This is a genomic window from Nitrosovibrio sp. Nv4 (assembly GCF_900215485.1).
In the GTDB taxonomy this organism is placed as follows: domain Bacteria; phylum Pseudomonadota; class Gammaproteobacteria; order Burkholderiales; family Nitrosomonadaceae; genus Nitrosospira.
Window position 1 is genome coordinate 1017464 of record NZ_OCMZ01000002.1, and the last position, 24041, is coordinate 1041504.

38 protein-coding genes are annotated in these 24041 nt (G+C 57.0%); 37 read left to right on the forward strand and 1 reads right to left on the reverse strand.

The window, feature by feature from the left end:
- Positions 1–11 precede the first annotated feature (11 nt).
- The 27 genes from CRO05_RS12730 (at position 12) to CRO05_RS12855 (ending at position 14373) form a co-directional block, all read left to right on the forward strand.
- Positions 12–749 (forward strand): AAA family ATPase, encoded by a 738-nt coding sequence (locus tag CRO05_RS12730; RefSeq protein ID WP_097067511.1) that lies wholly within the window; start codon positions 12–14, stop codon positions 747–749.
- Positions 749–1000, forward strand: coding sequence for a hypothetical protein (locus tag CRO05_RS12735; protein ID WP_097067512.1), 252 nt, complete (start codon positions 749–751; stop codon positions 998–1000). The genes CRO05_RS12730 and CRO05_RS12735 overlap by 1 nt, the downstream gene beginning before the upstream one ends.
- A complete protein-coding gene (locus CRO05_RS12740; protein WP_097067513.1) occupies positions 1001–1600 on the forward strand; it encodes a hypothetical protein in 600 nt (199 codons plus the stop codon). It begins immediately after the preceding gene.
- The gene (locus CRO05_RS12745; protein ID WP_097067514.1) at positions 1597–1908 is read left to right on the forward strand and encodes a LacI family transcriptional regulator; all 312 of its coding nucleotides are present in this window, start codon (positions 1597–1599) and stop codon (positions 1906–1908) included. Before CRO05_RS12740 ends, CRO05_RS12745 begins: the two co-directional genes overlap by 4 nt.
- A 109-nt stretch (positions 1909–2017) precedes the next feature.
- Positions 2018–2320, forward strand: a complete 303-nt coding sequence (locus CRO05_RS12750) for a hypothetical protein (RefSeq protein WP_143860928.1) — start codon at positions 2018–2020, stop codon at positions 2318–2320.
- The gene (locus tag CRO05_RS15595; RefSeq protein WP_159462741.1) at positions 2317–2484 is read left to right on the forward strand and encodes a hypothetical protein; all 168 of its coding nucleotides are present in this window, start codon (positions 2317–2319) and stop codon (positions 2482–2484) included. Before CRO05_RS12750 ends, CRO05_RS15595 begins: the two co-directional genes overlap by 4 nt.
- Entirely contained in the window at positions 2481–2879 is a 399-nt protein-coding gene (locus CRO05_RS12755; protein ID WP_097067516.1) for a hypothetical protein, read from the forward strand. Before CRO05_RS15595 ends, CRO05_RS12755 begins: the two co-directional genes overlap by 4 nt.
- Positions 2876–3166, forward strand: a complete 291-nt coding sequence (locus tag CRO05_RS12760; protein ID WP_097067517.1) for a hypothetical protein — start codon at positions 2876–2878, stop codon at positions 3164–3166. The genes CRO05_RS12755 and CRO05_RS12760 overlap by 4 nt, the downstream gene beginning before the upstream one ends.
- Entirely contained in the window at positions 3163–3459 is a 297-nt protein-coding gene (locus CRO05_RS12765) for a hypothetical protein (protein WP_097067518.1), read from the forward strand. Before CRO05_RS12760 ends, CRO05_RS12765 begins: the two co-directional genes overlap by 4 nt.
- Positions 3459–3785 (forward strand): dATP/dGTP pyrophosphohydrolase domain-containing protein, encoded by a 327-nt coding sequence (locus CRO05_RS12770; protein ID WP_097067519.1) that lies wholly within the window; start codon positions 3459–3461, stop codon positions 3783–3785. Before CRO05_RS12765 ends, CRO05_RS12770 begins: the two co-directional genes overlap by 1 nt.
- The gene (locus CRO05_RS12775) at positions 3785–4723 is read left to right on the forward strand and encodes a hypothetical protein (protein WP_097067520.1); all 939 of its coding nucleotides are present in this window, start codon (positions 3785–3787) and stop codon (positions 4721–4723) included. The genes CRO05_RS12770 and CRO05_RS12775 overlap by 1 nt, the downstream gene beginning before the upstream one ends.
- Positions 4714–5325, forward strand: a complete 612-nt coding sequence (locus tag CRO05_RS12780; RefSeq protein ID WP_235001431.1) for a hypothetical protein — start codon at positions 4714–4716, stop codon at positions 5323–5325. Before CRO05_RS12775 ends, CRO05_RS12780 begins: the two co-directional genes overlap by 10 nt.
- Positions 5318–5842 (forward strand): host-nuclease inhibitor Gam family protein, encoded by a 525-nt coding sequence (locus CRO05_RS12785; RefSeq protein ID WP_097067521.1) that lies wholly within the window; start codon positions 5318–5320, stop codon positions 5840–5842. The genes CRO05_RS12780 and CRO05_RS12785 overlap by 8 nt, the downstream gene beginning before the upstream one ends.
- Positions 5839–6057, forward strand: coding sequence for a hypothetical protein (locus CRO05_RS12790; RefSeq protein WP_097067522.1), 219 nt, complete (start codon positions 5839–5841; stop codon positions 6055–6057). The genes CRO05_RS12785 and CRO05_RS12790 overlap by 4 nt, the downstream gene beginning before the upstream one ends.
- 65 nt (positions 6058–6122) lie before the next feature.
- A complete protein-coding gene (locus tag CRO05_RS12795) occupies positions 6123–6569 on the forward strand; it encodes a hypothetical protein (protein ID WP_097067523.1) in 447 nt (148 codons plus the stop codon).
- A gap of 1 nt (position 6570) precedes the next feature.
- Positions 6571–6990 carry a gp16 family protein gene (locus tag CRO05_RS12800; RefSeq protein WP_097067981.1) on the forward strand — a complete coding sequence of 140 codons (420 nt, stop codon included), beginning with the start codon at positions 6571–6573 and terminating at the stop codon, positions 6988–6990.
- Positions 6983–7369, forward strand: a complete 387-nt coding sequence (locus CRO05_RS12805; RefSeq protein ID WP_159462742.1) for a Mor transcription activator family protein — start codon at positions 6983–6985, stop codon at positions 7367–7369. Before CRO05_RS12800 ends, CRO05_RS12805 begins: the two co-directional genes overlap by 8 nt.
- Before the next feature lie 27 nt (positions 7370–7396).
- Positions 7397–8110: a hypothetical protein gene (locus CRO05_RS12810; protein ID WP_097067525.1), complete on the forward strand. Its 714-nt coding sequence runs from the start codon at positions 7397–7399 to the stop codon at positions 8108–8110.
- 103 nt (positions 8111–8213) lie between these two features.
- Positions 8214–8693, forward strand: coding sequence for an N-acetylmuramoyl-L-alanine amidase (locus tag CRO05_RS12815; protein WP_097067526.1), 480 nt, complete (start codon positions 8214–8216; stop codon positions 8691–8693).
- On the forward strand, positions 8690–8914 hold the full coding sequence (locus tag CRO05_RS12820) for a hypothetical protein (RefSeq protein WP_097067527.1): 225 nt from the start codon (positions 8690–8692) through the stop codon (positions 8912–8914). Before CRO05_RS12815 ends, CRO05_RS12820 begins: the two co-directional genes overlap by 4 nt.
- Positions 8915–9490: a hypothetical protein gene (locus CRO05_RS12825; protein WP_097067528.1), complete on the forward strand. Its 576-nt coding sequence runs from the start codon at positions 8915–8917 to the stop codon at positions 9488–9490. It abuts the gene before it with no gap.
- Positions 9490–9717, forward strand: coding sequence for a TraR/DksA C4-type zinc finger protein (locus CRO05_RS16175; protein WP_200814395.1), 228 nt, complete (start codon positions 9490–9492; stop codon positions 9715–9717). Before CRO05_RS12825 ends, CRO05_RS16175 begins: the two co-directional genes overlap by 1 nt.
- On the forward strand, positions 9714–9932 hold the full coding sequence (locus CRO05_RS12835; RefSeq protein WP_097067530.1) for a hypothetical protein: 219 nt from the start codon (positions 9714–9716) through the stop codon (positions 9930–9932). Before CRO05_RS16175 ends, CRO05_RS12835 begins: the two co-directional genes overlap by 4 nt.
- Complete coding sequence (locus tag CRO05_RS12840) at positions 9933–10433, forward strand: DUF1804 family protein (protein WP_097067531.1); 501 nt, start codon at positions 9933–9935, stop codon at positions 10431–10433.
- Positions 10426–12048: a phage terminase large subunit gene (gene terL, locus CRO05_RS12845; protein WP_097067532.1), complete on the forward strand. Its 1623-nt coding sequence runs from the start codon at positions 10426–10428 to the stop codon at positions 12046–12048. The genes CRO05_RS12840 and terL overlap by 8 nt, the downstream gene beginning before the upstream one ends.
- Positions 12042–13595, forward strand: coding sequence for a DUF935 domain-containing protein (locus tag CRO05_RS12850; RefSeq protein ID WP_097067533.1), 1554 nt, complete (start codon positions 12042–12044; stop codon positions 13593–13595). The genes terL and CRO05_RS12850 overlap by 7 nt, the downstream gene beginning before the upstream one ends.
- Positions 13582–14373 (forward strand): phage minor head protein, encoded by a 792-nt coding sequence (locus CRO05_RS12855; RefSeq protein ID WP_097067534.1) that lies wholly within the window; start codon positions 13582–13584, stop codon positions 14371–14373. The genes CRO05_RS12850 and CRO05_RS12855 overlap by 14 nt, the downstream gene beginning before the upstream one ends.
- 259 nt (positions 14374–14632) lie before the next feature.
- On the opposite strand, the gene CRO05_RS12860 is transcribed toward CRO05_RS12855, so the two are convergent.
- Positions 14633–16651, reverse strand: a complete 2019-nt coding sequence (locus CRO05_RS12860; protein ID WP_097067535.1) for a hypothetical protein — start codon at positions 16649–16651, stop codon at positions 14633–14635.
- Between the two features lie 387 nt (positions 16652–17038).
- On the opposite strand from CRO05_RS12860, the gene CRO05_RS12865 reads away from it, so the two are divergent.
- From CRO05_RS12865 to CRO05_RS12910, 10 genes are all read left to right on the forward strand, one after another.
- Positions 17039–18148: a phage protease gene (locus CRO05_RS12865; RefSeq protein WP_097067536.1), complete on the forward strand. Its 1110-nt coding sequence runs from the start codon at positions 17039–17041 to the stop codon at positions 18146–18148.
- A 59-nt stretch (positions 18149–18207) separates the two neighbouring features.
- Complete coding sequence (locus CRO05_RS15910; protein WP_235001432.1) at positions 18208–18876, forward strand: hypothetical protein; 669 nt, start codon at positions 18208–18210, stop codon at positions 18874–18876.
- A 63-nt stretch (positions 18877–18939) separates the two neighbouring features.
- Positions 18940–19977, forward strand: coding sequence for a Mu-like prophage major head subunit gpT family protein (locus CRO05_RS12875; protein WP_235001433.1), 1038 nt, complete (start codon positions 18940–18942; stop codon positions 19975–19977).
- Between the two features lie 82 nt (positions 19978–20059).
- Complete coding sequence (locus tag CRO05_RS12880; protein ID WP_097067537.1) at positions 20060–20422, forward strand: HI1506-related protein; 363 nt, start codon at positions 20060–20062, stop codon at positions 20420–20422.
- Positions 20422–20925, forward strand: coding sequence for a gp436 family protein (locus tag CRO05_RS12885; protein ID WP_097067538.1), 504 nt, complete (start codon positions 20422–20424; stop codon positions 20923–20925). Before CRO05_RS12880 ends, CRO05_RS12885 begins: the two co-directional genes overlap by 1 nt.
- Positions 20925–21431, forward strand: coding sequence for a phage virion morphogenesis protein (locus CRO05_RS12890; protein WP_097067539.1), 507 nt, complete (start codon positions 20925–20927; stop codon positions 21429–21431). Before CRO05_RS12885 ends, CRO05_RS12890 begins: the two co-directional genes overlap by 1 nt.
- Positions 21421–22026 (forward strand): phage protein Gp37, encoded by a 606-nt coding sequence (locus CRO05_RS12895; protein WP_097067540.1) that lies wholly within the window; start codon positions 21421–21423, stop codon positions 22024–22026. Before CRO05_RS12890 ends, CRO05_RS12895 begins: the two co-directional genes overlap by 11 nt.
- The gene (locus CRO05_RS12900; RefSeq protein WP_255405938.1) at positions 22026–22325 is read left to right on the forward strand and encodes a DUF4031 domain-containing protein; all 300 of its coding nucleotides are present in this window, start codon (positions 22026–22028) and stop codon (positions 22323–22325) included. Before CRO05_RS12895 ends, CRO05_RS12900 begins: the two co-directional genes overlap by 1 nt.
- Positions 22322–22492: a DUF2635 domain-containing protein gene (locus CRO05_RS12905; protein WP_200814397.1), complete on the forward strand. Its 171-nt coding sequence runs from the start codon at positions 22322–22324 to the stop codon at positions 22490–22492. The genes CRO05_RS12900 and CRO05_RS12905 overlap by 4 nt, the downstream gene beginning before the upstream one ends.
- 63 nt (positions 22493–22555) lie before the next feature.
- On the forward strand, positions 22556–24028 hold the full coding sequence (locus CRO05_RS12910) for a phage tail sheath subtilisin-like domain-containing protein (protein WP_097067543.1): 1473 nt from the start codon (positions 22556–22558) through the stop codon (positions 24026–24028).
- The last annotated feature ends 13 nt before the right edge of the window (positions 24029–24041 follow it).

Consider the following 24041-nt stretch of genomic DNA (forward strand, 5'->3'; position numbering starts at 1 on the left):
AGTGTAGCACAGTGAAAAATGTGTTTGTAAAAACCAGCAATTATGAGCGGTTCCGCACTGGCATTACAGCGGTCGAGGATCGTGGCGCAGCCGAGGCCAGCCTTATGCTGGTCACCGGCGAGGCCGGGTATGGAAAGAGCGAAACGGTTGACCATTGGGCTATACAGAGCGGCGCCGCATATCTGCGCGCTAAGGTGGAATGGACTCCCCGTTACTTCATGACGGAACTGGCGGAGCATCTAAAGATCGATTCGCGCGGTCGTGCTAAGGATATCTTTGCGCGCATCTCCGGTTACATCGGCGTGCAGCAGACCCCGCTTGTGATCGACGAGGTCGAGCATTGTCTGCGTGACAACGCTCAGGTGCTGGAAGCGATCCGTGACCTTTCCGACCTGACTGAGGTGCTGGTCATTTTGGTCGGCATGGAGCAGGTCCAGGCAAAGATTGCGCGCCATGCCCAGATAAGCAGCCGTATTGCAAAAGTTGTGGAGTTCCAGCCTTCCACCATTGACGATGTGGCGCTTGCATGCCGGCAGTTGGCAGAGGTGGAAATCCTTCCGGAATTGATTGCCGAGATCCACAGGCAAAGCACTGGCCGCATGCGTGAAATCATGAATGCGATCGCAATTTGCGAGCGTACTGCGAAGCGCAACGGCATCGCCAAAATTGGCCTGCAGGAAATGGCCGGCCAAACCCTTACCCACGACTGGCAAGCACGCCGCCCCCGTGTCGTAAAGGCGGTGCGGTGATGCAACTCCATCCCATAGATGAAAACGTTTTAGTTTTCCACGTGAGCGGGGAGCGTGGTGCTCACGGCGACCTAATATTGAGCGTATGGCGATATGAAGATCTGGGAATGCGCACCGTTCAGTTGTCCTTTGTGATCGCCGGACGAGGTGCCATTGATGTGGAGCTCACTCCTGAAGGCGCGTTGAATTTCGCAGCAAGGCTGGATTCCCATGCGCGCACCATCATGGCTCTCAATGAGGAGAACCGTTAAATGGCGTGGATCTCCGAACAACTCTTAGCGGCCATCGGCAAGCATTCGCCTGATGAGTGTATCACCGTCGAGCGGCTGATCGCACTCACCGGGCTGGATGTCAGGCAAGTGGACAACGCGCAGCGCAAGCTGCGCAACCACGGGCTGATCGAACTGACGGGGCCGGGCTGCTACCGGCTCACCAGTGCGGGCAAAGAGGCGCTTGCAGCTGGCAGTACTGCGCTGCGGGCAGGCCCGAAAGGCGCTCAGCCAGGGACGAGGATATTCAGGGATACCCTTCGCTCCCGAGTCTGGCGCGCCATACGCATCCGCCGCAAGTTCAGCATTCCAGATCTCGAAATGCTGGTAGCACAAGGCGGCGAACGTGACATCGCCAGCAATATCCGCAAATACCTGCACGGACTGGAGCGTGCCGGTTATTTGATGAAACTGCCAAGGCGAGAGGCTGGGACAGCGCTTACCTCCAATGGTTTTGCGCGATGGTGGCTGCCGGATGATAAGGACACGGGACCGAGGGCGCCAGTCTTGAGCGTAGCCAAGGGTACCGTTTATGACCCGAACACCGAGGCCAAAATCCGGATCAGCGGGAGGCCGGCATGAGTTGGATGGAGCTGCTGATATCCGCCGTGGCCGCCACCAATAAGGCAAAGGTGGCAAGCGATCTTGGCGTCTCTCGAACCGCGATCAGCCTGGTGGTGTCGGGCAAATATCCAGCCAAAACCGACAAGATCGCAACCAAGGTGATCGAGACGTATGGTCGCGTTACCTGCCCGCATCTTAGGGTGGAGATCAGCCTAAGCGAGTGCAAGACCTACCACACGGGACAAGTGCCGACCAGCAGCCCACGCGCTATGAAGCACTGGCGCGCGTGCCAAACCTGCCCCAACAATCAAGCGAGGAGACCATGAAAACAATCAAAAGAATCATGCTGGCGTGCCGCCTATGGAGTGACCCTGCTCTGGGTTACACCCTGGGCGGCGCATGGAGAACGGCATCGGTACTGGTGAGAGCGGCATCATGACAACTCCACCCCTTCCCAACGCGTCGTCTATCGGCGTGAATTATCAAATGATGGATGCCCTCGCGCGAGTAAAGCGCGTCGCCTTAATGCTTGTGCATCGGGGGTTCCGCATCCTAGAAATCCGGATGAGTCCGATCGCATCGGTCATCACCATCATGCCGGAGGTCGAGTGCTCAAGCCTGGGTGTGGCGGAGATCAGCCGTAACGAGCACCGGGGCGGCATGGATTACACGATGGTGGTGTCGCACGATGGCGTCGATGTCCAGTGGACGGTTACAAAGCGCAGGAGTCTGTCATGAGCGAAATCCAATTACTCTTAGGCACGATCGCGCAGCTGGCTGACGTGATGCAGCGGTGCGACGCGGAGGTCGCGCAAGACAATCCCACAACCGATGAAGAATGGGATGCCGCCCTGAATCAGGCTGCGCACGTGTTGCTTGAATCGGAAGGGAGGCCGCTATGAACAACCGGTATATGCCGCCTGATCCGCAGGATATGGAGCGGCCCGAGTCCGGGTTACCACCTGTACGGCACGCGGAGAATGGCATCAGTGCCCATGATGGCGGCAACATGACAGCACAGCCTGTACTCAATGCGCCGTCAATCGGCCAGCAAAATCAGGGCGTCATCGATTCCACAAGTCGCGCAAAGCGCGCTGCCGTTCGGCTTGCGCGAGCAGGATGCACGATAAAACACATTGCGGTGGGTAACCGGAATACGCGTGTCCTGGTCGAGAATCACCCGCTGCTGCCGATCTTTCTGGAAGCCTCCCCGATCAAATACACCGGCACGGAAACCACCATGGCCGCCAGCATAGAGGGCGTCCAGGTCGAGTGGGTTATCAGGAGGGTGCCATGAGGAGAGTCTGGTATCCAGGCCATCTGGGCCGCGCTATAGGTCTCACCAGCCTTTGTTTAGTAGTGGCTGGCGCCTTCGTGCTCAGCGATCGCGATCACGCGCAGCGCAACGAAATCTCTCGTTTGTCCTCTACGTGCCCGCCAGCCCAGGCGGGCGAGCAGCTGGCCGCTACGGTGCAAAGCGAATGCGGGAGCGGAGGCGAAGAATTGCGTTGCGTGTACATCTCAACCAGCGGCTACGGCCGCATCATGCGCAGCCGCCCGGCTGCGCCAGGGGGATCGTCATGACCACGTATACATTTCCGACGCTTGCCAACCCGGCAGCATTGACCGAGCAGGAATTGCGTGTGGAGTTGGAGCGCGTCAATCACCAGGTGCTAACACTGGTCTCGCAGCTAAACACGTTGTCAGAACAGTTTAATGCGCATCGGAGCGTGTTGATGGGTATATCAAGCAGTATGGCCCGAATCGTGGTTGAGCGCATGAAGAAGGACAAGGGCGACGTCAACTCGATTATCGATGAAATCATCCGCACGAACATAATCATGGTGCCCCAAGGCGGGTCAGGCGGGGTGCACTGATGATGCGGACAGAAACTCAAGAGAGCATCTCCGCTTGGGCCGAGCACGTATTCGGCCCAGCTGGTAGCAATGCGCGCACTGTCGGCCGGGCAAATGAAGAAATGGCCGAGTTGATCCGGGCAGCGACAAGCGACAGACCGATACATGAGCTGGTCGAGGAAGCGGCTGATGTTGTGATCGTGTTGTATCGGTTGGCAGCGCGAAACGGGTACAGCCTTGATGCCGCAATCGACGCCAAGATGGCGCTCAACCGGATCCGGAAATGGACGAAGGATGGTACCGGTCACGGATATCACGTCCGCGCTGACAAAGGGGAGGCGCGTTGATGGAGGCCAAGAGAAAAATCCTGAATCTACTAGCAGACAGCAGCTCGCAAAACCCTATGCCAGAGGCAGCGTTGTTTTTGCAGCTGGACCTATCAGCTGTCGACTACCTCCGCGTGCTCACGGAGTTGTATGACGCCAGGGCTATCAATCGGGCGACTATCCATCGCGACGGCCGCACGGAAGACTATCTTTGGCCCACCGGCATGATCTCGAAAATCAATTACGGCAGGCAATACATCGTCTCAACCCCGCCCCCGAGTGACCGCAAAGCGGAAGCCCCAATCACAAAAACCCAGGAGAAACAAATGGAACAAACAATAAGCAAGACCCAGATCATGCTTGATCTACTCAAAAAAAATGGTTCCGCAACCAGTAAGGAATTGATTGCGGCCTCCGGTGCTGCGTCCGTTAAACCGTATCTGGAAGGTTATTTCAAGCGCGGCTTGATAGTGTCCGAGGGAAGCTACTCAGACAAAGTTTACAGCCTTGCGCCAGGCGTAAAGCCAGAGGATTTGGTTCCTGCACCAAGAAAGCGTGCAACGCCAGTGTCTGCGGCAACCTCGCCTGTGGAAGTGATCAGCCACACGCACTCTCTACGCCGCACATCAGCTAAAGGTCTAGGCCAAGAATTTATTGGGACTTGTGTTCAGTGCGGACAGGAAGACCTCACCATTGCTGATCTGGAAGGGTGCCCGAACCCGATCGGTATCACTGAGAGTGAGGCCGTGATCGAAGCTGTGGCACCGCTAGCGCCAGAGCCTGAGCCAGCTAAAACCAGTCAGGAGGCGCCCGCAAAATCTCGCTTTCGCGTGGCTATTACATCTGACCAAACCATCATGTTGTTTGGATTGAGCACGCAACCGATCGAGCTGGACCGCGAGCAGGCCAAAACGCTGGCTGAGTTCGTGTCGGATAAAGGCGAGCTTCTGTGCGTCTGATCTGTCCCTGTTGCCACACCGATTTCCCGATCGAGGCCGCGATCAACGATATCGCGGCCCGCAATGCGGTGGTGCGCGCTTTTTCAGTCACACCATTCGGGGATCTGCTGATCGGCTATGTGCAGCTATTCAAACCGGCGCAGCGGGCTCTTTCAATGCCGCGCCTGGTGAAATTACTGGATGAGCTGATGCCAATGATCCAGACGGGACGAATCGAGCGCGGTGGGCGTATCTGGCCAGCTCCCCAGGAATACTGGCGCCAGGCGTTTGAAGAGATGCTGGGCAAGCGCGACCAGCTCACCCTGCCCCTCAAATCGCACGGGTACCTGCTCACGATCATTGCCGGCTATGCGGACAAGGCAGAAGCAAAGGTAGAAGCAAAGTCAGAGGACCGGCGAGCTGGTAGGACGCCAGTAGGCGGGCAAGTAGTGAAGGAAGCAGGGTTAAGTGTGGACGAAGCTGGCGCCGAGCTCATGAAATTGGTGGATGCCAGCAGGAAACCCGCAACGCAACGCCCAGCCATGCCCACGTCCGTCAGGCAGCAGCTCGACAAATTCAAATCCCGTCCCGAATTACCAACCGAAGGAGAAAACCATGGCTAAAACCGCCACCAGACTCAAAGCCCAGGCGCAGGCTTATGTGCCGCAAACAAAGGATGATGCTGCCGCTGATATCCGCAAGATCGGCGACCTGCAGCGCCAGCTGCTGCGTGCCGCCACGGAAATGAATGATGCCGTCGCCATCGTCACACAAAATTTCCAGCCACGCATGGAGGCAATCAAGAATCAACTGCAGATCCTCCAGGATGGCGTGCAAGGCTACTGCGAAGCACATCGGCTGGAGCTGACGGACGGCGGCAAGGTCAAGACCGCAAACCTCATCACAGGAGAGGTGCAGTGGCGCAAGCGGCCAGCGAGCGTTTCGGTGCGTGGTGTTGAAGCCGTGATTGAAACACTCAAGCGGCTGGGCCTCGGCAAGTTCGTACGCACGAAGGCGGAAATCAATAAAGAGGCCATCCTCAATGAACCGGATGAGGTGCGTGGCGTTGCTGGGATCACGTTGGTTACCGGCGTCGAGGATTTTGTGATTACACCGTTTGAGCAGGAAGTGACGGCATGAAGCTACAGGTCAACCTCAAAGGCGCTTGGCGCGAGGTGCTCTCATTTTCCGACAGGAACGCGGGGGGCGTTTGTGAAGAAGCCGCCCGGCTCGGTCGTCTTGCGGACAGGAAGGTCAAATTCCGCATTGCAGATGACGCGAATCGTGCGCTGGCACACTGCGAAGGACCCTATTTTATTTGGAGCGAGGCGGGCGGCAAGTCGGAACCCACGTAAAAATGCTTGCCAGAAGGCGTTAACCATAGCGCCTTCGATCAAGTTTTTTTAACGGAACAGAAACCATGTCAACCAGCAAATACACTCTCACGAAAGACCAATGGCAAAAGATCGAAACGGAGCTATCTAGCCCTTATGGGAACGTAAAGCTGCGCTGTGACGGTTACGAGATTACTGCATCAATACAACGCTTGAAGCCCCTCCAGAGCTGCATCGCGGTCTATGTTGATGGCTGGATTAAAGGCGAATGGATGAACGGGAAGGATGAGCGTGCCCTAAAGTTTTACTGTGAGAAAAAGAGATTTCTTTGGTCCGTCCAGAACCGGAGTGAAGCAAAAAAGAAGTTGCTCAACCGACGACTGGGTAAGTTTCTCAAGGATTTTTACAAAAAGATGGTTGAGAGCAGCTTTTCCGTGTGGGAACCATACTGGACCAGTCCGAAAGCATTCTGCCGCCATATCCGCAAAACATGCCAGTCCATCGAACTGGTGAAAACTGGATTTGTTGACTGAGATGAAACGCCCAACCCCTGATCTCCGCAAACGCGAGCTTGCACAGATCCACATCGGCAAGGCGCAGCTCGGCCTGGATGATGAGACGTACCGCGCAATGTTGCAAGCGGTTGCCGGCGTCGGCTCGTCCGCAGAGCTGGATCATGCCGGGCGGCGCCTGGTGCTACAGCACATGCGTGCCCGTGGCTGGAAGAACGATAGAAAGCGGGTTACCCCTCCATCCGCAACGCAGAGCAAACAGGCGTTGATGCGCAAGATCGCCGCTATGCTGCACACGGCTGGGCGGCCTTGGCAGTACGCGGACGGTATGGCACGGCATATGTTCGCCGTGGAAAAGGCAGCCTGGTGCGATGTTGCACAGTTGCGGAAGATTATTGCGGCGTTGGGTTATGACGCCAAGCGGAGACAGGGCCATGGTTGAGCTGGACGAAAGCTTGTTGCCAGGCATCTTGCGTGATATCGCGCGCCTGATCGGTTTGCCTGGCACGCTCCAGCTAGTGAAGCACTACGGTGGCGTGCGGCTGTATGTCCCGAAGCGGTTCGATCCGGATCATGTGCTGGTCAAGGTTATCGGTCCGGTGGCCGTAATCATACTGATCAAGCATTTTGGGGGTGAGGCTCACTTTGATATTCCGCGAGCGCTCGCGGCTGCCAATGCCGTGCGCAACGCCGCTATCCGGGCGGAATATGCGGAGTTAAGCCAAAGGCGGTTGGCACAGAAGTACAACCTTACAGAGCGCCAGGTGCGAAACATTCTGGCTGGGGATGAGCCTGATGAAATGCAGGAAAAGTTGTTCTGATATCAATAATAAAACAAGGAGCAGTAAATGTTAAAGATATTGCTGGTTACAGGAATCGCTGTTTTTTTATCTGGATGCGCTAGCGAAAAAGAAAGCCTTCCGCCCAAAGAGCGATGTGCTGCCGCGATGGAATCTCAATCACAGTCAGATATCGATCGTGAATGTAGCTCCCTGTCAGGAGACGACGTCAAGGCGGCAGGAGAGTTGGTGGCTAAACGCAATCCCTCCCTTAATGTCGTAATTGACGATAAGCGCGTTGCACCTAAGCAAGCTTCCCTGGGTATTACTCCGGCTGAATTCAAAACAGAATTCAATAAAGTCGCTAAGGAATTGCGCATGAAGTTCGCTATCGGCGATATTACGATCAGCAGCAAAGGCGAGGTATTCGATACTTTTAATGTTCAGTTTGGTGAAAACAATGGACTCATTGGCGCTGTGACAAAGGATGGAATGCTCTCTTCTGTCACCTCAATATCGACTGGCGATGGCTCCGTGGAATCGGGTGCCAGAACAATGGTCTTGGCTTTGATGATCGTCAGATCCGTCATCCCGAATCTGGAAAAGGATGAGGCTAGTCTGATTACGCTGGACTTGATAAAGAAAAGCACAACATCCCCAAACGGAATACCGTACAAGCAAATTGTTAGCGGTGTGAAATTGTGGGCGTTACTCACTGAGCGGATAGGGTTTTTTTTCGGGGTAGAGACTCCCAAAGATGATGATGTCAATGAGCCGGGTTGACGTCAGGGAAAATCCCGCATAATCTGTTCCCCATCCGCCCGGCCCATCCGGGCGGAATTGTTTCCACCTTAACTCCTTCCCCGGCCGCCAGCAGAATGGCGGCATGTCCTCAAGGCTCATCAATTTAATCGTTGTCCACTGTGCGGCTACGCCCAACGGTCGCCGTACGACCGTGGAAGACGTCAACTCATGGCATTACCAGCGTGGATTCAGGCGCTCTCCAGCGTTCCGCGCACGGCAAAACCATTCTCTTGACGCAATCGGCTACCACTTCCTGGTCTATATCAATGGGGCGATAGCAACCGGGCGTCACCTCGACGAAATTGGCGCGCACGCGGCCGGCTTTAACCAGAAGAGTGTTGGCGTATGCATGGCCGGTACGGATAGCTTCACTTTGGCGCAATGGGACGCTCTGCGCGGCAACGTGCAGCTGCTGATGGATAGGTATCCGCAGGCGCGAGTAGTCGGCCATCGAGATCTGCCCAAGGTGGCTAAATCCTGCCCTGGCTTCAACGTGGCGGACTGGCTTCGCGGAGATATGGCGCCATTGGCCGGACATGTGCTTGAGGCAAGCCGCCCATGAAACTCGCTGACCTTGTCAGGGACGCGGGCACGGGCCAGCTATCCCAGACCAAGCTGTGGACCAATATCGCTTACGCGGTTGGCACCATCGCATTTCTTTATCCGGTGGTTAAGTCTGGTACGCCGCCGGACCCGGAATCGTTATTGATCTATCTGGGCGTGGTCGGCTCACACTGCGCTGTCTCCAAATTCATTTCCATGAAATACCGCAACGTGCCGTAAATGAGAAAAACTCTAATCCTGTGCGGGTTTGGCCTGATAGTAGTGGCGCTGCTATGGGGATGGCACGTTTCTCAGTTGGAGCCCTTGCCTCCAGTCAACGTTTCCATGCCGGCCGAGATTGCCCCGGAGGTTGAGGACAGCCCCAAGGTGCCGGTTGTCATCAAGGCGCCAGTGCAGGTCTACAGCGGTGGTCGCGCGCTCAAGAAAAAACTGAAGCTGCCGGACGTTGTAACCATCGATCCAACCAAGGAAGTCATCGCGTCCAGCCAAGTCAAGGCGGATGAGCGGCCGCAAACAATCACAACCATCATCAATACGGAAACCGGCGAGAGCGAGACATTCGTGCGCCGTGATCCGCTGCCGTGGCTCGCTTGGGATACCAGTGGCGAGGTCGGGGCCTATGTAGGCATCAAGAACGGACAACAGGCCGTGCGGCTGCAGGCGCGGCAGGGGATCGTGCAGGTCAAGGGATTGCACCTGGGCTTGATTGGATCTGTCGACCAGGCTATGAGCGGCACCGCCGTGGTGAACGGGACGGATTACTTTGTCGGTGCCGGTATCTGGGCTAAGTGGTAGTGGATCAGTTCGATCGGGCGCAGGCGCTGGAACAGGCAGAGCGGGAAAGCATCCTGCGGAGCCAACGTTCCAGGACGGCCGAGCAAAACAAACCTCCGCTGTCGCACTGCGAGGATTGCGGCGATGAAATACCGAAAGAGCGACGCCTGGCAACGCGCGGCATAACGCGCTGTATCGGATGCCAGAACGTTTTTGAATTTGAAATCAAACGCAGAGGCAGGAGATGAGTGATGATCAATCGCGCTCGCTGGGGCGCATCGAAGGGAAACTGGATATGCTGATTGCTCAGCATGCGGATACGAATACCCGCCTGGGAAAGATGGACGGACGCCTTCGTGATGTCGAGATGAAGGCGGCGACAAACGGGGCTGTAACAGGCGGACTGGTTTCGGTTGGTGTCGCGCTGGTGATCGAGGTGAGCAAGCACGTAACTGGGCTCTAAATGGCGCATCCTCAAGAAAAGATAAGCGCCGCCCGAGGGGCGTATGTCTACGAAGCGTTAACCATGGACGCAATCGCGCGGAAATGTAACGTTTCTGCCGGCACGCTCGCACGCTGGAAAAAAGCTGCGCTTGCTGATGGCGATGACTGGGACCGTGCTCGCGCAGCGGCACGGCTATCGGGCCAGGGTGCGGAAGCGGTCACCCAGGCTGTGCTGGAGGATTTCGTGCTGTTGTTTCAGAGCACGTTGACCGAGGTAAAGGCAGACAAACAGATCAAAGCTTTGGCCAAGGCGGAGGTGATCAGCCGTTTGTCCGATGCCTACAACAAGACTATGAGCGCAGTTGCCAAGGGTAACCCCAAGCTCAACAAGCTGGCGGTGGCCATGGAGGTACTGCAGGCACTCGCGGAGTTCGTCAGGCAGCACTACCCCAAGCATGCCAACGCGTTCGGGGAAATTCTTGAGCCTTTTGGCGAGGAAATCGCAAAGAGCTATGGCTAATCGCTCAGCACGCCGGGAATTCCTTGACGGCATTGCCAATCTTGCTGCCGAGTATCGCCGCCAGATCGAGGCTGGCGTGGATGGTTTCGCGCCTGATCCGGCTGCGCGCCAGAAGCGAGTGAAGAAGGCCAACCACGATCTGGAGTATTTCGCGCGGACGTATTTCCCGCACTACGTCAAGCACGCCAACGCGCAGCTGCACGAATTCCTCTACAAACGCCTGTTGGAAATTGTGGACAACGGCGTGGGCGACCATGACGCGATCGCGGCGCCGCGCGGCAATGCCAAGTCGACCATCGTCACGCAGATCTTCGTGATCTTCTGTGTAGTTACAGGGCGGAAGCGCTTCCCAGTAATCATCATGGATGCGCTTGACCAGGCGCTGCCAATGCTGGAAGCGATCAAGGCTGAACTTGCGTTTAATCCACGCCTGGCGATGGATTATCCAGAGGCAACCGGTCAGGGGCGCGTGTGGCAGGTCGGCACGATCATTACCGCCAACGATGCCAAGGTGCAGGCATTCGGATCGGGCAAGAAAATGCGCGGCCTGCGGCATGGACCGCATCGCCCTGACCTAACGATCTGCGATGACCTCGAAAACGACGAGAACGTGCGTAGCCCCGAACAGCGCGACAAACTGGAGTCCTGGTTGAAAAAAACCGTGCTATCGCTCGGTCCCGCCGATGACAGCATGGACGTGATCGCGATCGGCACCATCCTGCACTATGACTCAGTCTTGGCGAGGCTGCTCAAAAACCTGTTATGGAAGTCGCGTAAGTTCAAGGCGGTGATCGCATGGCCGCACAGAATGGATCTGTGGGACAAATGGGAAGAGCTGCTGCTCAATACCGGAGAAGATGAGGCGCGGGCTTTCTATGCGGCGCACTCGACCGAGATGGAAGCAGGTGCCGTGGTGAGCTGGCCAGCTGCGCAGCCACTCTACAAACTCATGGTAAAACGCGCCAGGGATGGCCGGGCGGCTTTCGATTCAGAACAGCAGAACGACCCGATCTCAGGCGAGGATGCGCCCTTTGCCAACTGTATCAGCTTCTGGGTGAATCGGCTGAGCGAGTGGTCATTCTATGGCGCATGCGACCCTAGCCTGGGTAAGCATGGCGCGAGCCGCGACCCTTCGGCGTTGCTGATAGGCGGCTTTAACCGGCTCACTGGCATCCTGGACGTGGTCGAAGCGCTCATCAAGAAGCGTCTGCCGGACCGCATCATAGAAGACATTATCGCGCTGCAAGTGCAATATCACTGCCGCTTATGGGTGGTCGAGACTGTCCAGTTTCAGGAGTTCCTGCGGACGGAACTTGTCAAGCGTAGCGCGAAGCGTGGCATCCCGGTTCCCGCCCGCCCCGTGATTCCGCACGCCGACAAACTGCTGCGCATCGAATCGCTGCAGCCACACATGGCCAACGGTCTGATTCGGCTGCATCCGTCACAAGCCACGCTGATCGATCAGCTGAGGCATTTCCCCAAGGCCGACCACGATGACGGACCGGATGCCCTGCACATGCTATGGATGGCGGCGGTCACGCGCGGTGCGGGCATGGCCTACCAGGGCGCGCGGAGCAGCAATAAGGATGAATTAACGGGAGCAGGCGCATGGTAGGCATCGTCGACGTCAACGGCAATCCAATCAATACCGGACTGATCAAGGAAGCGCAAAGCGCCAGGGTTGGAGCCCTTCGACATGAGTTCGCAGGCCACCCCAGCCGTGGCCTCACCCCCGCCAAACTGGCGCGCATCATGGAATCCGCCGAGCAAGGCGATATCCGCGCCCAGCACGATCTGTTCCTGGACATGGAGGAGAAGGACGGCCATATCTACGCCGAGATGAGCAAGCGCAAGCGCGCGCTGCTCACGGTCGATTGGGATATCGTGCCGCCGCGCAACGCCAGCGCCAGGGAAAAGAAGGCGGCCGCGTACGTGAAGGAGCTGCTCACCGACGTGCCCAATTTCGAGGATGTGATCCTGGATGCGCTCGATGCCATCGGCCACGGCTTTGCATGCCAGGAGATCCAATGGCAGATGTTGGGGCGGGAGTGGCTCCCAAAAACGATCAGCCATCGCCCACAAAGCTGGTTTCAGACCGACCGTGAAACGCGCTCGCAGATCCGGCTGCGCGATATGTCGCTTGATGGAGCCGAGTTGCAGCCGTTCGGCTGGATCACTCATGTGCATAAAGCCAAATCAGGCTTCCTTTCCCGCGCGGGACTGCACCGTGTGCTGGCCTGGCCCTTCCTGTTCAAAAATTACAGTGTGCGGGATCTGGCCGAGTTCCTCGAAATCTACGGCCTTCCCCTGCGCCTGGGCACGTATCCGACCGGCAGTAGTGACGATGAGAAAGGCACGTTGCTGCGCGCGGTGACCCAGATCGGCCACGACGCGGCCGGAATTATTCCGGAAGGGATGATGATCGATTTCAAGGAAGCCGCAAAGGGCAGCCATGATCCATTCCAGGCGATGATGGACTGGTGCGAGCGCACCCAGAGCAAGGCTATCCTGGGCGGGACGCTGACCAGCCAAGCTGATGGCAAAAGCAGCACCAATGCCTTGGGACAGGTGCATAACGAGGTGCGGCACGATCTCAAGGTATCGGATGCCATCCAGCTTGCCGGAACATTAACCCGCGATCTGGTGTATCCGGTGCAGGCGCTTAACGTCGGCGGCGTCGAGGATCTTCGCCGAGCTTCACGCCTGGTGTTCGATATGCGTGAGCCGGAAGACTTCAAGATGATGGCCGAGTCGCTACCCGGCCTGGTGGACGTGGGCGTGCAGATCCCGGTTAACTGGGTGAGCGACAAATTGCGCATCCCGCAGCCGGCAGAGGGCGAAGCGGTGCTGGTCAGAGCGCGTCCGGAATCGGGCGGGGCCGGACAACCGTCCACGATGGCTACTGCCGCATTGTCTGCATTGCCTCCCGATGCGGATGAGTTTGACGTTCTTGCCGATGAGCTGGCCGGCGACTGGGAGCGCGTCACAGATCCTCTAATTGCTCCGATAATTGCCCTGGCGGCCGAGGTGGATGATTTCGAGGCATTTCAGGCGCGCCTGCCGGAACTGATCCATGACATGGACCCGGCAATACTGGCGGAAACCCTGGCGCAGGGACAATTCGCGGCCCGTATCTGGGGCAAGGTCAATGGCGGGAATTGATCTCAAGGCATTGCCACCGAAAGAGTCGATCGGGTATTTCCGGCAGAAGGGCTACAAGATTGGTTTTAGCTGGGAAGATGTCTGGCAGCAGGAACACCAGGCGGCCTTCACGGTGGCCAAGGCCATGCAGCTCGACATCCTGCGCGACATTCGGGCTGGTGTTGATGATGCTCTGGCAAACGGCACAACGTTTGCCGATTTCCGCAGGAACCTGAAACCGCTGCTGGTGCAGAAGGGTTGGTGGGGCAAGGCGGAAATGACCGATCCGGCCACAGGCGAGGCTAAGGCTGTTCAGCTTGGCAGCACGCGCCGCCTAAAGACGATCTACGATACCAATCTGCGTACTGCTCACGCAGAGGGCCAGTGGGAGCGCATCCAGGCAAGCAAGGCCAGTTTTCCCTATCTGCAGTACTCCGGCAACAACAGTGAGCACGCGCGTTTGCAGCATGCGGCGTGGGACGGGCTGATACTGCCCGCCGACGACCCTTTCTACCAGGCGCACATGCCGGTCAAGGCATGGGGTTGCAAATGTCGGGTAATACAGATGAGCCAGGGCATGCTCGACCGGCGCGGCTTGAGTGTGGGTGAGACGCCTGTCGTGCCGCAATACACGTACATCAATAAGAGGAGCGGCGAGGTGCAGAAAATTCCCCAAGGAGTCGATCCTGCGTTTCATTACCCTCCAGGCGGGCGCCAACAGAGCCTGGACAAGATGCTCGCAGAGAAGATCGAGAAACTGCCGGAGGATTTTCAGGGAAAAATCGATAAAACAAAATAAGCGGTTTTGGAGCCTGGCCCGCCTTAGTGGTGGCATAGGTAGCGGGAATGTCCTGTTACCCGCGTTAGACCCCCGTTAAATTCGCTTGGAAGGGCATTCAAACCTTCGACGCCGCCTGCCAATCCAAGCTCCTGGCGTGAGCAAACTCAATGGGCAGTACGGTTCGGCCTAACTGCCATGTCCCCTTTAGACGTAGGTCGCCAGGATTCCACACAAGCGAACCCCAGCCTAGGACCGCAACTCGCGCGCTTGCTCCTGCTCAAAGTATCGGAATCTGGAGGCGCTCGAAGAACGACCTGTTTCGTTTTTTGGCATCACTCAGCACTTTGTCATAGGACAATATTTCAATATAGCAGCCCGAGTGCTTGTGATACTGAAAATATCCCTCGTTGTCCGGAGTTTTTACGAAGTCTCGACTCTCTGCGATTGCGCGGATGCGGGGGGTAAGACTGCACAGGATATACGCGTAGAACGGAATTGCCCCAACGTTGAGAGTCTTTCCATCTCTGTCTTTCGCTAGCCCGTCTTTGATCTTACTGACATAGCGCAGGACTTGGCCGACAGGATCCTCCTCTCTCAAAGGATATTCATTCCTCTCCGGGCGCTTGAACTCCACGATCACGACCGATTGATAGGGACTCCGCGTGTCTGAGAACGCCCGTGGCGTATTGAAGACCACCAAGTCCGGTTCATCTCCGCCGTCGACGTTAATCACCTTCAATCGACTAACCGGGAGGTCGGAAGCTAGGTGCCAGTGATACGCCAATCGTTCGTCAACAACCCATAGGTTCTGCTTTTCAAACTCCACATCGTCCGACGTCTTTTGCATCGGGTAAATAAGTTGGTGCACAAAGTCTTCCCGGGCGTAGGCACCACTCTCTTGGAGCTTCAAAGCACTGTCGAGCATTTCGAGAATTGTCCGCCTGTGCACAACGTATTTCGCCAGGGCTGCCTTCCCCAATTCGTTCTCTTCGTGCAAATACTGGTCGTAGAGAGCTTGATATTCGAGGGCGCCCGTAGCGGATTCTGGAGGCGGTACCTTAATTTGCGCAGCCAGTTGTCGGTGTTCGACCTCGATGTCTTGTTGCGTCTTGTAAAGCTCAACGTCGAGTTGCTCATCAGTAAGATTTGGAGGAATCTTCGCAAGCCGGGCACTGTGGCGCTCCTGCAGAACGTACCGAAATTGAGGTGCCTTCTGCTGCACAAAGGCCTCAATAGTTTGGCGCTTCTCCTGCTGAAGCGCGGTCGTGTATGGCTCAGCTATAGTGCGGAGAACGTTGGCGACTTCAGCGTCCAGCTCGGCCCGTGTCATCTCGCCCGGAAACTCAAGGTCCGCATCCTGTAGGAACATGAAGTCTGTCCGTTCCGAATTAACTCGAGCGTCGAGATAAGATCCTGAAACATACGCCTTGAAGACAAATGACTGACCATGCTCGTCAGTGAATCTGGCATCGAACTCTGGCATGGATTTTGCTGCTTTCCGCTCAAGTACTTCACGCTGGTTCGCGCAATATGAGACAGTGTGGTGTTTCTTGGAACTGGACTGAAACCGCAGGATCTTTGCCTTAAATCTCTGTGCACGTATGCTGAACTCCACGTCCTGCGCGCGTTGCTTGGCCTCCTCGGCGAACACATAGTTTAGGTTGATCGAGTGACCAGTATTGTCGTGAAGTGCAATTTGCGGACAGGATCCGCTGACGAAATGGATCAGGAAATGGTCTATTACTTTATGGCCAATGGTCTCAAGCGACTTCGGGAAGTGCTTCTGATACTCAAGGCGTAGCCCGGTGAGCTTCACGGCGGTCTTGCGGTGGCGTGTTGATGAGGGCTCCACCCGCTCGTTCTCGACGCCATTCGTCGTCTTTACGAAGTCAAATGTACGCCGCGTCCAAGCTTCACCGTCATGGAAGATACTGTCGATAATCGCCTTATCGAAAACTTTCAGCCAAGTAAAACGTCCTATGCCCTTGTTGCCACGGGTAGCTTTGCCTGTAGAGTCCGAGAGGAAAAACGCTCGCGCATTGCCGTCGTCGAATCCCCTTCCATTGTCGAAGACGGAGATGTTTCGAATCGGCGCAATATTGATCTCTTCGGAGCCAGAGCCAGGTAGGGCCGCCTGGGAGAGATCTCGCTCGACATGAACATCGATACGCCCATCAGCGGCCTTCGCATCTTCGATGGCCTCAATTGAATTAACTAGACATTCGAACAGTGGGAGGAATGGCTGAGTCAGCGGGAGTTGGAGATTATTTACCCGCCCAGCGATATCAACCTGCATTTGCTTATTCCCTCCCCAGAGCCCTCGGGGGCATCATGGCTATATGTGAGACACGTAGCTTACATGACTTGTGTCGATAACGGATGAGTTTTGGCATGCATGTCAGATCATAGTGCCCTGTCTGTTCGGTGAACGATCCTATCCAACAGTTGATATAGCAACGCTGCAACTCATTTAGCAATTACGGCCTGGATTGCTTAAACTTGAATGAATTCGAATGCGCGTAACAATTGATATGGAGTGTGATTAGCATAGGCGAGTGTAAATTCACATCCTTCAATTGACGACTCATGTTTTGCAATGCTAATCTGACTTAACTCTTCTCCCGTTTCCGGGAGGAAATGCTTCCGCCTTAACTCCTCTCCCAGCCGCCCGCACAATGGCGGCATGAATCGCAAGCACAAACTATCTCGTTCCGCAATCGGCATTGCCGTGTGCGCGTTCACCTTGTCCGCGAGCAAGGAAGTGCAGCTGCTGCCTGCCGGACAATTCCGCGCCAAGGACGGCCGCCCCAAAGATGTGCCGCACTGGTATATCGATGCGGCGCTGGCCGAAATCATCATTGCCGAAATTGCCAGGCTGAACAATTCCCTGGTCATCGACTACGAGCATCAATCCCTGCTGGCCGTCAGCAACGGCCAACCCGCCCCGGCCGCCGCTTGGTTCAAAAAGCTGGAGTGGCGCGAGGCAGATGGCCTTTACGCTATCGACGTGGAATGGACGCAACGCGCAGCCGCCATGATCGAGGCCAAGGAGTATCTCTACATTTCCCCGGTTTTCAGCTACGACAAAAAAACCGGCGCGATCAAATCAATCATTAACGCAGCGCTGACCAATAACCCTGCCCTCGATGGAATGGATGAGGTGACAGCCCAGGCTGCCGCTACACGTTTTTCAACTGAAACACAGGAGCTTTTAACTATGAACCTCGATGAGCTGTTGGCCAACATCCGTTGGCTTTTGAACTTGCCGCTCCTGGCAACGCCGGAAGAGATTGCTGCGGAGCTGCAGAAGGCTGCCGATGTAATCAAAAACGGTAATCCGGAAGCGGCTGCAGCTGGATTCAGCCTGCCGGCACTGCTCGAAGCGCGGAACACGGAAATCGTTGCACTCAGGGCTGCCGCGCCAGATCCCGCCAAGTATGTGCCGATCGATGCGATGCAGGCCGTGCAAACCGAGCTGGCGACGCTGCGGGCAGACGTGAACGGACGCGAGGTGGATGGCCTGGTTACCGCCGCTCTGACCGACGGGCGTTTGTTGCCTCCGCAGGAAGCGTGGGCGCGTGGGCTGGGCGGCAAGGATATCGCGGCACTGAAAAGCTATCTCGACATCGCGCAACCGGTTGCGGCCCTGAGTGGCACGCAGACCGGCGGCAAGAAACCCGGCGACAGCGGAGACGGTGAGCAATTAACCGAATCGCAGCTGGCTGTATGCAAGGCGATGGGCGTTTCGGAGGACGACTTCAAGAAAACCCTGCAGGCTCAGCCGCAAGGCTGATCGCGTCCGGGGAAGCGGCGCTGGCCGCATTTATCCATCAATAGAAAAAGGAGAATCACATGGCAGCTCTCGCAGCAGATCGCAACACACCGATGAAAGACGGCGAGCTGATTTCCGTCTCCGTTGCCGCCGCCGTCAAGATTTATGCAGGCTCCCTGGTAGCGGTCAACGCCTCAGGCTATGCCACGCCTGGCGCCCTTGCTGCCACGTTGACTTATCTGGGCCGTGCGGAAGAGCAAGTGGACAATACTGGCGCTGACGGAGCGAAGTCGGTGCTGGTGCGTGTCGGGAAAACGTTCAAGTGGCTCAACCACGGCGCTGATCCCGTGGTTCAGGCTGACCTCGGCAAGCCTTGTTATATCGTCGACGATCAAACCGTGGCCAAGACCAACGGCAATGGAACCCGTTCTGCCGCAGGCACGGTGATTGCAATTGATTCGGATGGTGTCTGGGTGGCGGCTTCGGTGCGAGGCAATCTGACCGCCACTGCAGCACTGGATTTTGCATCAATCGCCGCTGCTGCCAGCGCGGATCTCACTATCGCAGTGGCGGGTGCTGCAGTAGGCGACGCGGTATCTCTGGGATTGCCCGCAGCGCCGACGGCGGGGCTCATTTTCCAGACGTTCGTATCCGCAGCCGGCATCGTCACTGTGCGCGCCACAAACATTACAGCCGGGGCAGTCGATGCGGCGTCCGCGACGTACCGTGTCACGGTGCACAAGTTGTAAAGCCTCATCGATCAACTGATCGACCAACTGAATTATTGATCAATCTTCAGGAGATATACAAACATGAATCCAAGCAAGATACTCGTCCTGGCCTGCGCTGGTTTGCTCGCCATGGCATTAATACCGTTCGGTGCGATGGCTGCGCTGCCCCTGCCAATGCCTGACACGGACGTGGAAGTGATCGGCCTCCTTGGCCTCCTGGTAAACAAGGCAACCATCAGCAATGTTTTCATCAGTCTGAAAACGACTTTCAACAATGCTTTTGGCGCCGCGCCGACCGTATGGCAGAAAATCGCCATGAAGGTGACATCGACCACGGGCCAGAACGATTACGCATGGCTTTCCAAGTTTCCCAAGATGCGTAAATGGATCGGGGACAAGGCCGTCAAGTCGCTGGAGGCGTTCAAATACACCGTCGTCAACGATGACTTCGAGGCAACCGTAGAAGTCGATCGCAACGATATCGAAGACGACAACCTTGGCATCTATGGTCCCCAGGCACAGATGGCTGGCGAGTCTGCCGCGCAGTTGCCGGATGAGATCGTGATGGATCTGGTGAACAACGGTTTCACCAACCTGTGCTTCGATGGCCAGTATTTTTTCGATACTGACCACGTTGTGGCCGGCGCCAGCGTATCCAATAAGGGCACTAAAGCACTTTCCATTGCCACCCTGGCATTGGCGCAAGCCAGCTACGGCGCTTACCGCACCGCGATGAAGAAATTCAAAGATGATGAAGGCCGCCCGCTTAACGTCAATCCGAATATTCTGCTAGTTGGCCCCTCTCTGGAAGATACCGCCAACGCATTGATGACGGTGGACCGCCTGGAAGACGGCAAGCCCAACCCGTACAAGGGCACCGCCACCGTTGTGGTTGACGCACGTATCACCTCGGACACCGCATGGTACCTGCTGGATACCACCAAGGCCGTCAAGCCCTTCATCTACCAGGAGCGTAAGGCCCCGGTGTTTGTCGAGCAGACGGCCTCCGAATCCGACGACGTATTCAACCGCAAGAAATTCAAATTCGGGGCGGAAGCGCGGGCAGCCGGCGGCTACGGTTTCTGGCAACTGGCTTATGGTTCGGACGGTACCACCTAAGCCGGGTTAACCCAAGCGGATGCAAATGCAGGCGCCCCGTTAAATCGGGGCGTAACCCCCGATAGGATTAACGGAGATTGATATGGCAAAAAAACAGAAAGAAGTGAAGGAAAGCGAAGGCACGGCACCCGCTGAGGCCGCGCCTCTGAGCAACCAGGCACCGCAGAGCGAAGTCGTTTCTGAAACTGAACAGGCGCCGCAGACCGAAGCCGTTTCCGAAGCTGAACAGGCTCCGGAGACGAAAACCGCTATTGAAGCTGAACCGGACAATTCTGTGAAAGCGTTGATTGTTGTGGCAGCGCGAGGCGGGTTCCGGCGTGCGGGAATTCAGTTCGGCAAGGAACCGGTCACTCTAAACCTGCATGATCTGACGCCCGAGCAAGTGGACCAGATCATCAACGAGCCGATGCTGACCGTTACCCCGATTGAGGGTGTCGCGGAATAATGACCTACGCCACCGCCACAAATCTGCTTGACCAGTTCGGCGCCGAGGAAATCGCGCAGCGGGCCGATCGCGGCACGCCGCGCCTGGTGACGGAAGACATGCTCAAGACCGCAGCTACCGGAGGAAGCTTGGCCGCTTACACGGCGGCCGAGCAGGCGGCAACGGTGGTGGCGCTGGCATTGGTCAACGCCAGGCTGCTCGATGCGGATAGCACGATCAATGGCTATCTCGCTACGCGCTACTCCGTACCTCTGATTACGGTGCCGCGCCTGGTAATGGTGGCGGCATGCGACCTTGCCCGCTATGCGCTATACGACGACGCTGCCACCGAGACTGTAACCGATCGTAATAAGAACGCGATCAAGCAGCTGGAAGCGATCGCAAAAGGCATGATCAGCCTGGGCGTCGATACGTCCGGCAACCGGCCAGCCGCCAACGATGCGGCACAAATATCATCCACCACTCCGGTATTTCGACGTGGCGATGCGGGAGGGTTTATCTGATGGCCGTGCCTGGTATCGCCATTCGTATGGAGCATAACGATGCGAAGATCCGCGCGAAGCTGCTTAACCTGCTCGCCTTCGGCCGCGACCAAAGCGATGCGATGCGCGACATTGCCATTCTGGGAGGAAGCAGCACGCGCGAGCGCTTCCGCACCGAAGTCGGACCGGACGGCAAACGCTGGAAGCCCAGCCTCCGCGTTCAGATCAGTGGGGGCAGGACGCTAACTCAGGACGGGCACCTGGGCGATTCCATCAATATCCGTTCCGGACGCGATTTCGCGGAATGGGGCGTTAACCGCATTTATGCCGCCATCCACCAGTTCGGCGGCAAGATCAAACCCAAGAGCGCCGCATCGCTCCGTTTCAGGCTGGCTAACGGCGCATTTGTCAGCGCTAAATCGGTGACTATCCCAGCGCGGCCCTATCTGGGCATTGATGCTGGGGATGAGGCGGACATATTGGACATTTTGCAAAGCAGGATTCAGGGGTTTGTCAATGCTGGCTGAAGCCGAAAACGAGTTAATCATCCTGATCAAGGCTTCACCCCTTGGGGCCAAGCTGCGCGAGGTTGCAAGCCTGCCGGATCTGTCTGGGGAAAGCCTGGTGAAGAAATTCGGGATCGCTGCACCAGCGGTATATCTGGCTGCGGGATCTCTGCGGGTGTCGGACCGCTCGGCTCAGTTGCGCTTTGGCGCGGCATGTGTCGCGCGCAACAGCAGGGGACATGATGCCGCCCGCCAGGGCGATGGCGCCATTGGCCCGATTGGCCTGTATGAAATGCTGGAAACTGTCTCGGGCCTGCTTGACGGCGCGTCGGCAGGGAGCAGCAGCTGGAAAGTGACCGCCATCGATTTCATAACAGACGAAACGCTTTACAAGGCCGGCGTCTATGCCGGCGTGGTCCAGATCGAGACATACGGTACGGTCGACCTGCCCGCGCCGGTGGATGAGGCAACGCTGTCGCCATTTATCACGTTCCACAGCGATATAGACATCCCGCCACATGAGGCTGGGGCCGAGCATGAGAAGTGGTTGCAGGAGCCGCCAGATCAAACGGCATCCAAGCCGGATGCGGAAGACCAGGTGGGGTTGGGTGAGTGATGGTTTACGTCGACGATATGAAAGCGTGGTTTGGCAGGATGATTATGTGCCACATGATTGCAGATACAGAAGCTGAACTGCATGAAATGGCGGGCAGAATCGGGATCGCGCATCGTTGGTATCAAGGCGATCACTATGACATTTCCTTGTCCAGGCGCGCCCTTGCGGTTGCTGCAGGGGCGGCTGAAATCACGTTACGCCAGTGCGGTGTAATGGTTATGCGCCGCCGCGCCACAGGATCGCTTGGCCTGCCCGGCGACGCCTTCGAGTGGTTTAAAACCAGAAAATTGGAGAAATGATGCAAACCAGATTTATCAAGCCAGCACCAGGCTTGCTTGTGCGCATGCCAAACGGAAACGTTCTGCCGGCAGAAGGGGCTGAAGTTGAGATGAACAGTTACTGGCTGCGTCGCCTGGAAGACGGCGACATTGATGTGGTCAGGACGGTAAAAGGCAAAAAAAGCTAACTTGCGCAAAATCGCAAACTGAACGGAATGCTTGACCAGACAGTTAACCAGGAGAAATAAGCTATGCCAGAAAATGTAAGTTTTGCCGAGATACCGGTGGACATTCGCACACCCGGCCAGTACATCGAGATCGACAACAGCAAGGCGGTGCAGGGACTACCTACTCAGGATCGGAAGATCCTCATTCTCGGCCAGCGGCTGGCGGCCGGTACCGTTGCACAGAAAGTCCCCATGCGCGTACTCAATGCCGATCAGGCGGCCGGATACTTTGGCCGTGGATCTCTGCTGCACGGCATGATCGCGGCGGCCAAAGCTGCAAACCCTTATACCGACATGTGGGCGGTGGCGCTGGACGATGCTGGCGCCGGGGTGGCGGCAACCGGAACCATTACGGTGACTGGCACCCCGACCGAGGCTGGCACGATCAATCTCTATATCGGCGGTGTCCGGCTGCAGGCGGGCGTTGCAGCCAATGATTCGGTGACGGTTGTGGCTGCCGCTATCGCGGCTGCGATCAATGCTGCAGCCGATCTTCCGGTGACGGCAACCTCCGCGCTTGGCGTGGCGACCATTACTGCCCGGCACAAGGGCGAGACCGGAAACGCCATCGATGTGCGTTTCAACTATTACATGGGCGAGGCGACGCCGAAAGGCATCACCCTCGCGATCGCGGCGATGTCCGGCGGCACCGGCAATCCTGCCATGGCGGACGCGCTCTCCGCGATCGGCAGCGATCAGTATTACACCATTGCCACGCCCTGGACCGACTCGGCCAATATGGTGGCGCTGGAGTCCGAACTGGGTACTCGCTGGGGGCCAATGAGCCAGAAAACCGGCCACGCCTTTGCCGGGCTGTCGGGTACGCATGGCACGCTTACCACCTACGGCGCTGCACGCAACTCGCTGCACTCCACTGTGGTTGGTTCCGGCAAATCGCCGAGCGCACCGTGGATCTGGGCCTCGATACTGGCAGCCGTTTGCGAGTTCAACGGCGCGATAGATCCGGCCCGGCCTTTCCAGACGTTATTGCTGCCCGGCTTGCTGCCGCCGAGCGAGAAAGAGCGCTTTACGCGCGACGAACGCAATCTGTTGCTGAAGGATGGCATCAGCACCTTCCTGGTCGATGCGGGCGGACGTGTTCTGATCGAGCGTGTCATCACGACTTATCAGACCAATTCTTTCGGCGTTGAGGATATCAGTTACCTGGACCTGGAAACCAAGTGGACGGTGGACTATATCCGCTATGCCGTGCGAGCCCGCATCGCACTCCGTTTTCCCCGCTACAAGCTGGCAAATGACGGCACCAACTTTGCTCCCGGCCAGGCAATTGTCACACCGCGCGTGATACGGGCCGAGCTGCTCGGTTTATTCCGCGAGCTTGAGCAGTCCGGCCTGGTGGAAAACTTCGACCAGTTCAAAGCGGACTTGCTGGTGGTGCGTTCCAACAGCGATCCGAACAGGATCAACGCGGTCATTCCTCCGGATATCGTCAACCAGTTCCGCGTGTTTGCAGCTGCGGTTCAGTTCCGGCTGTAATAAAGAGCAGTTA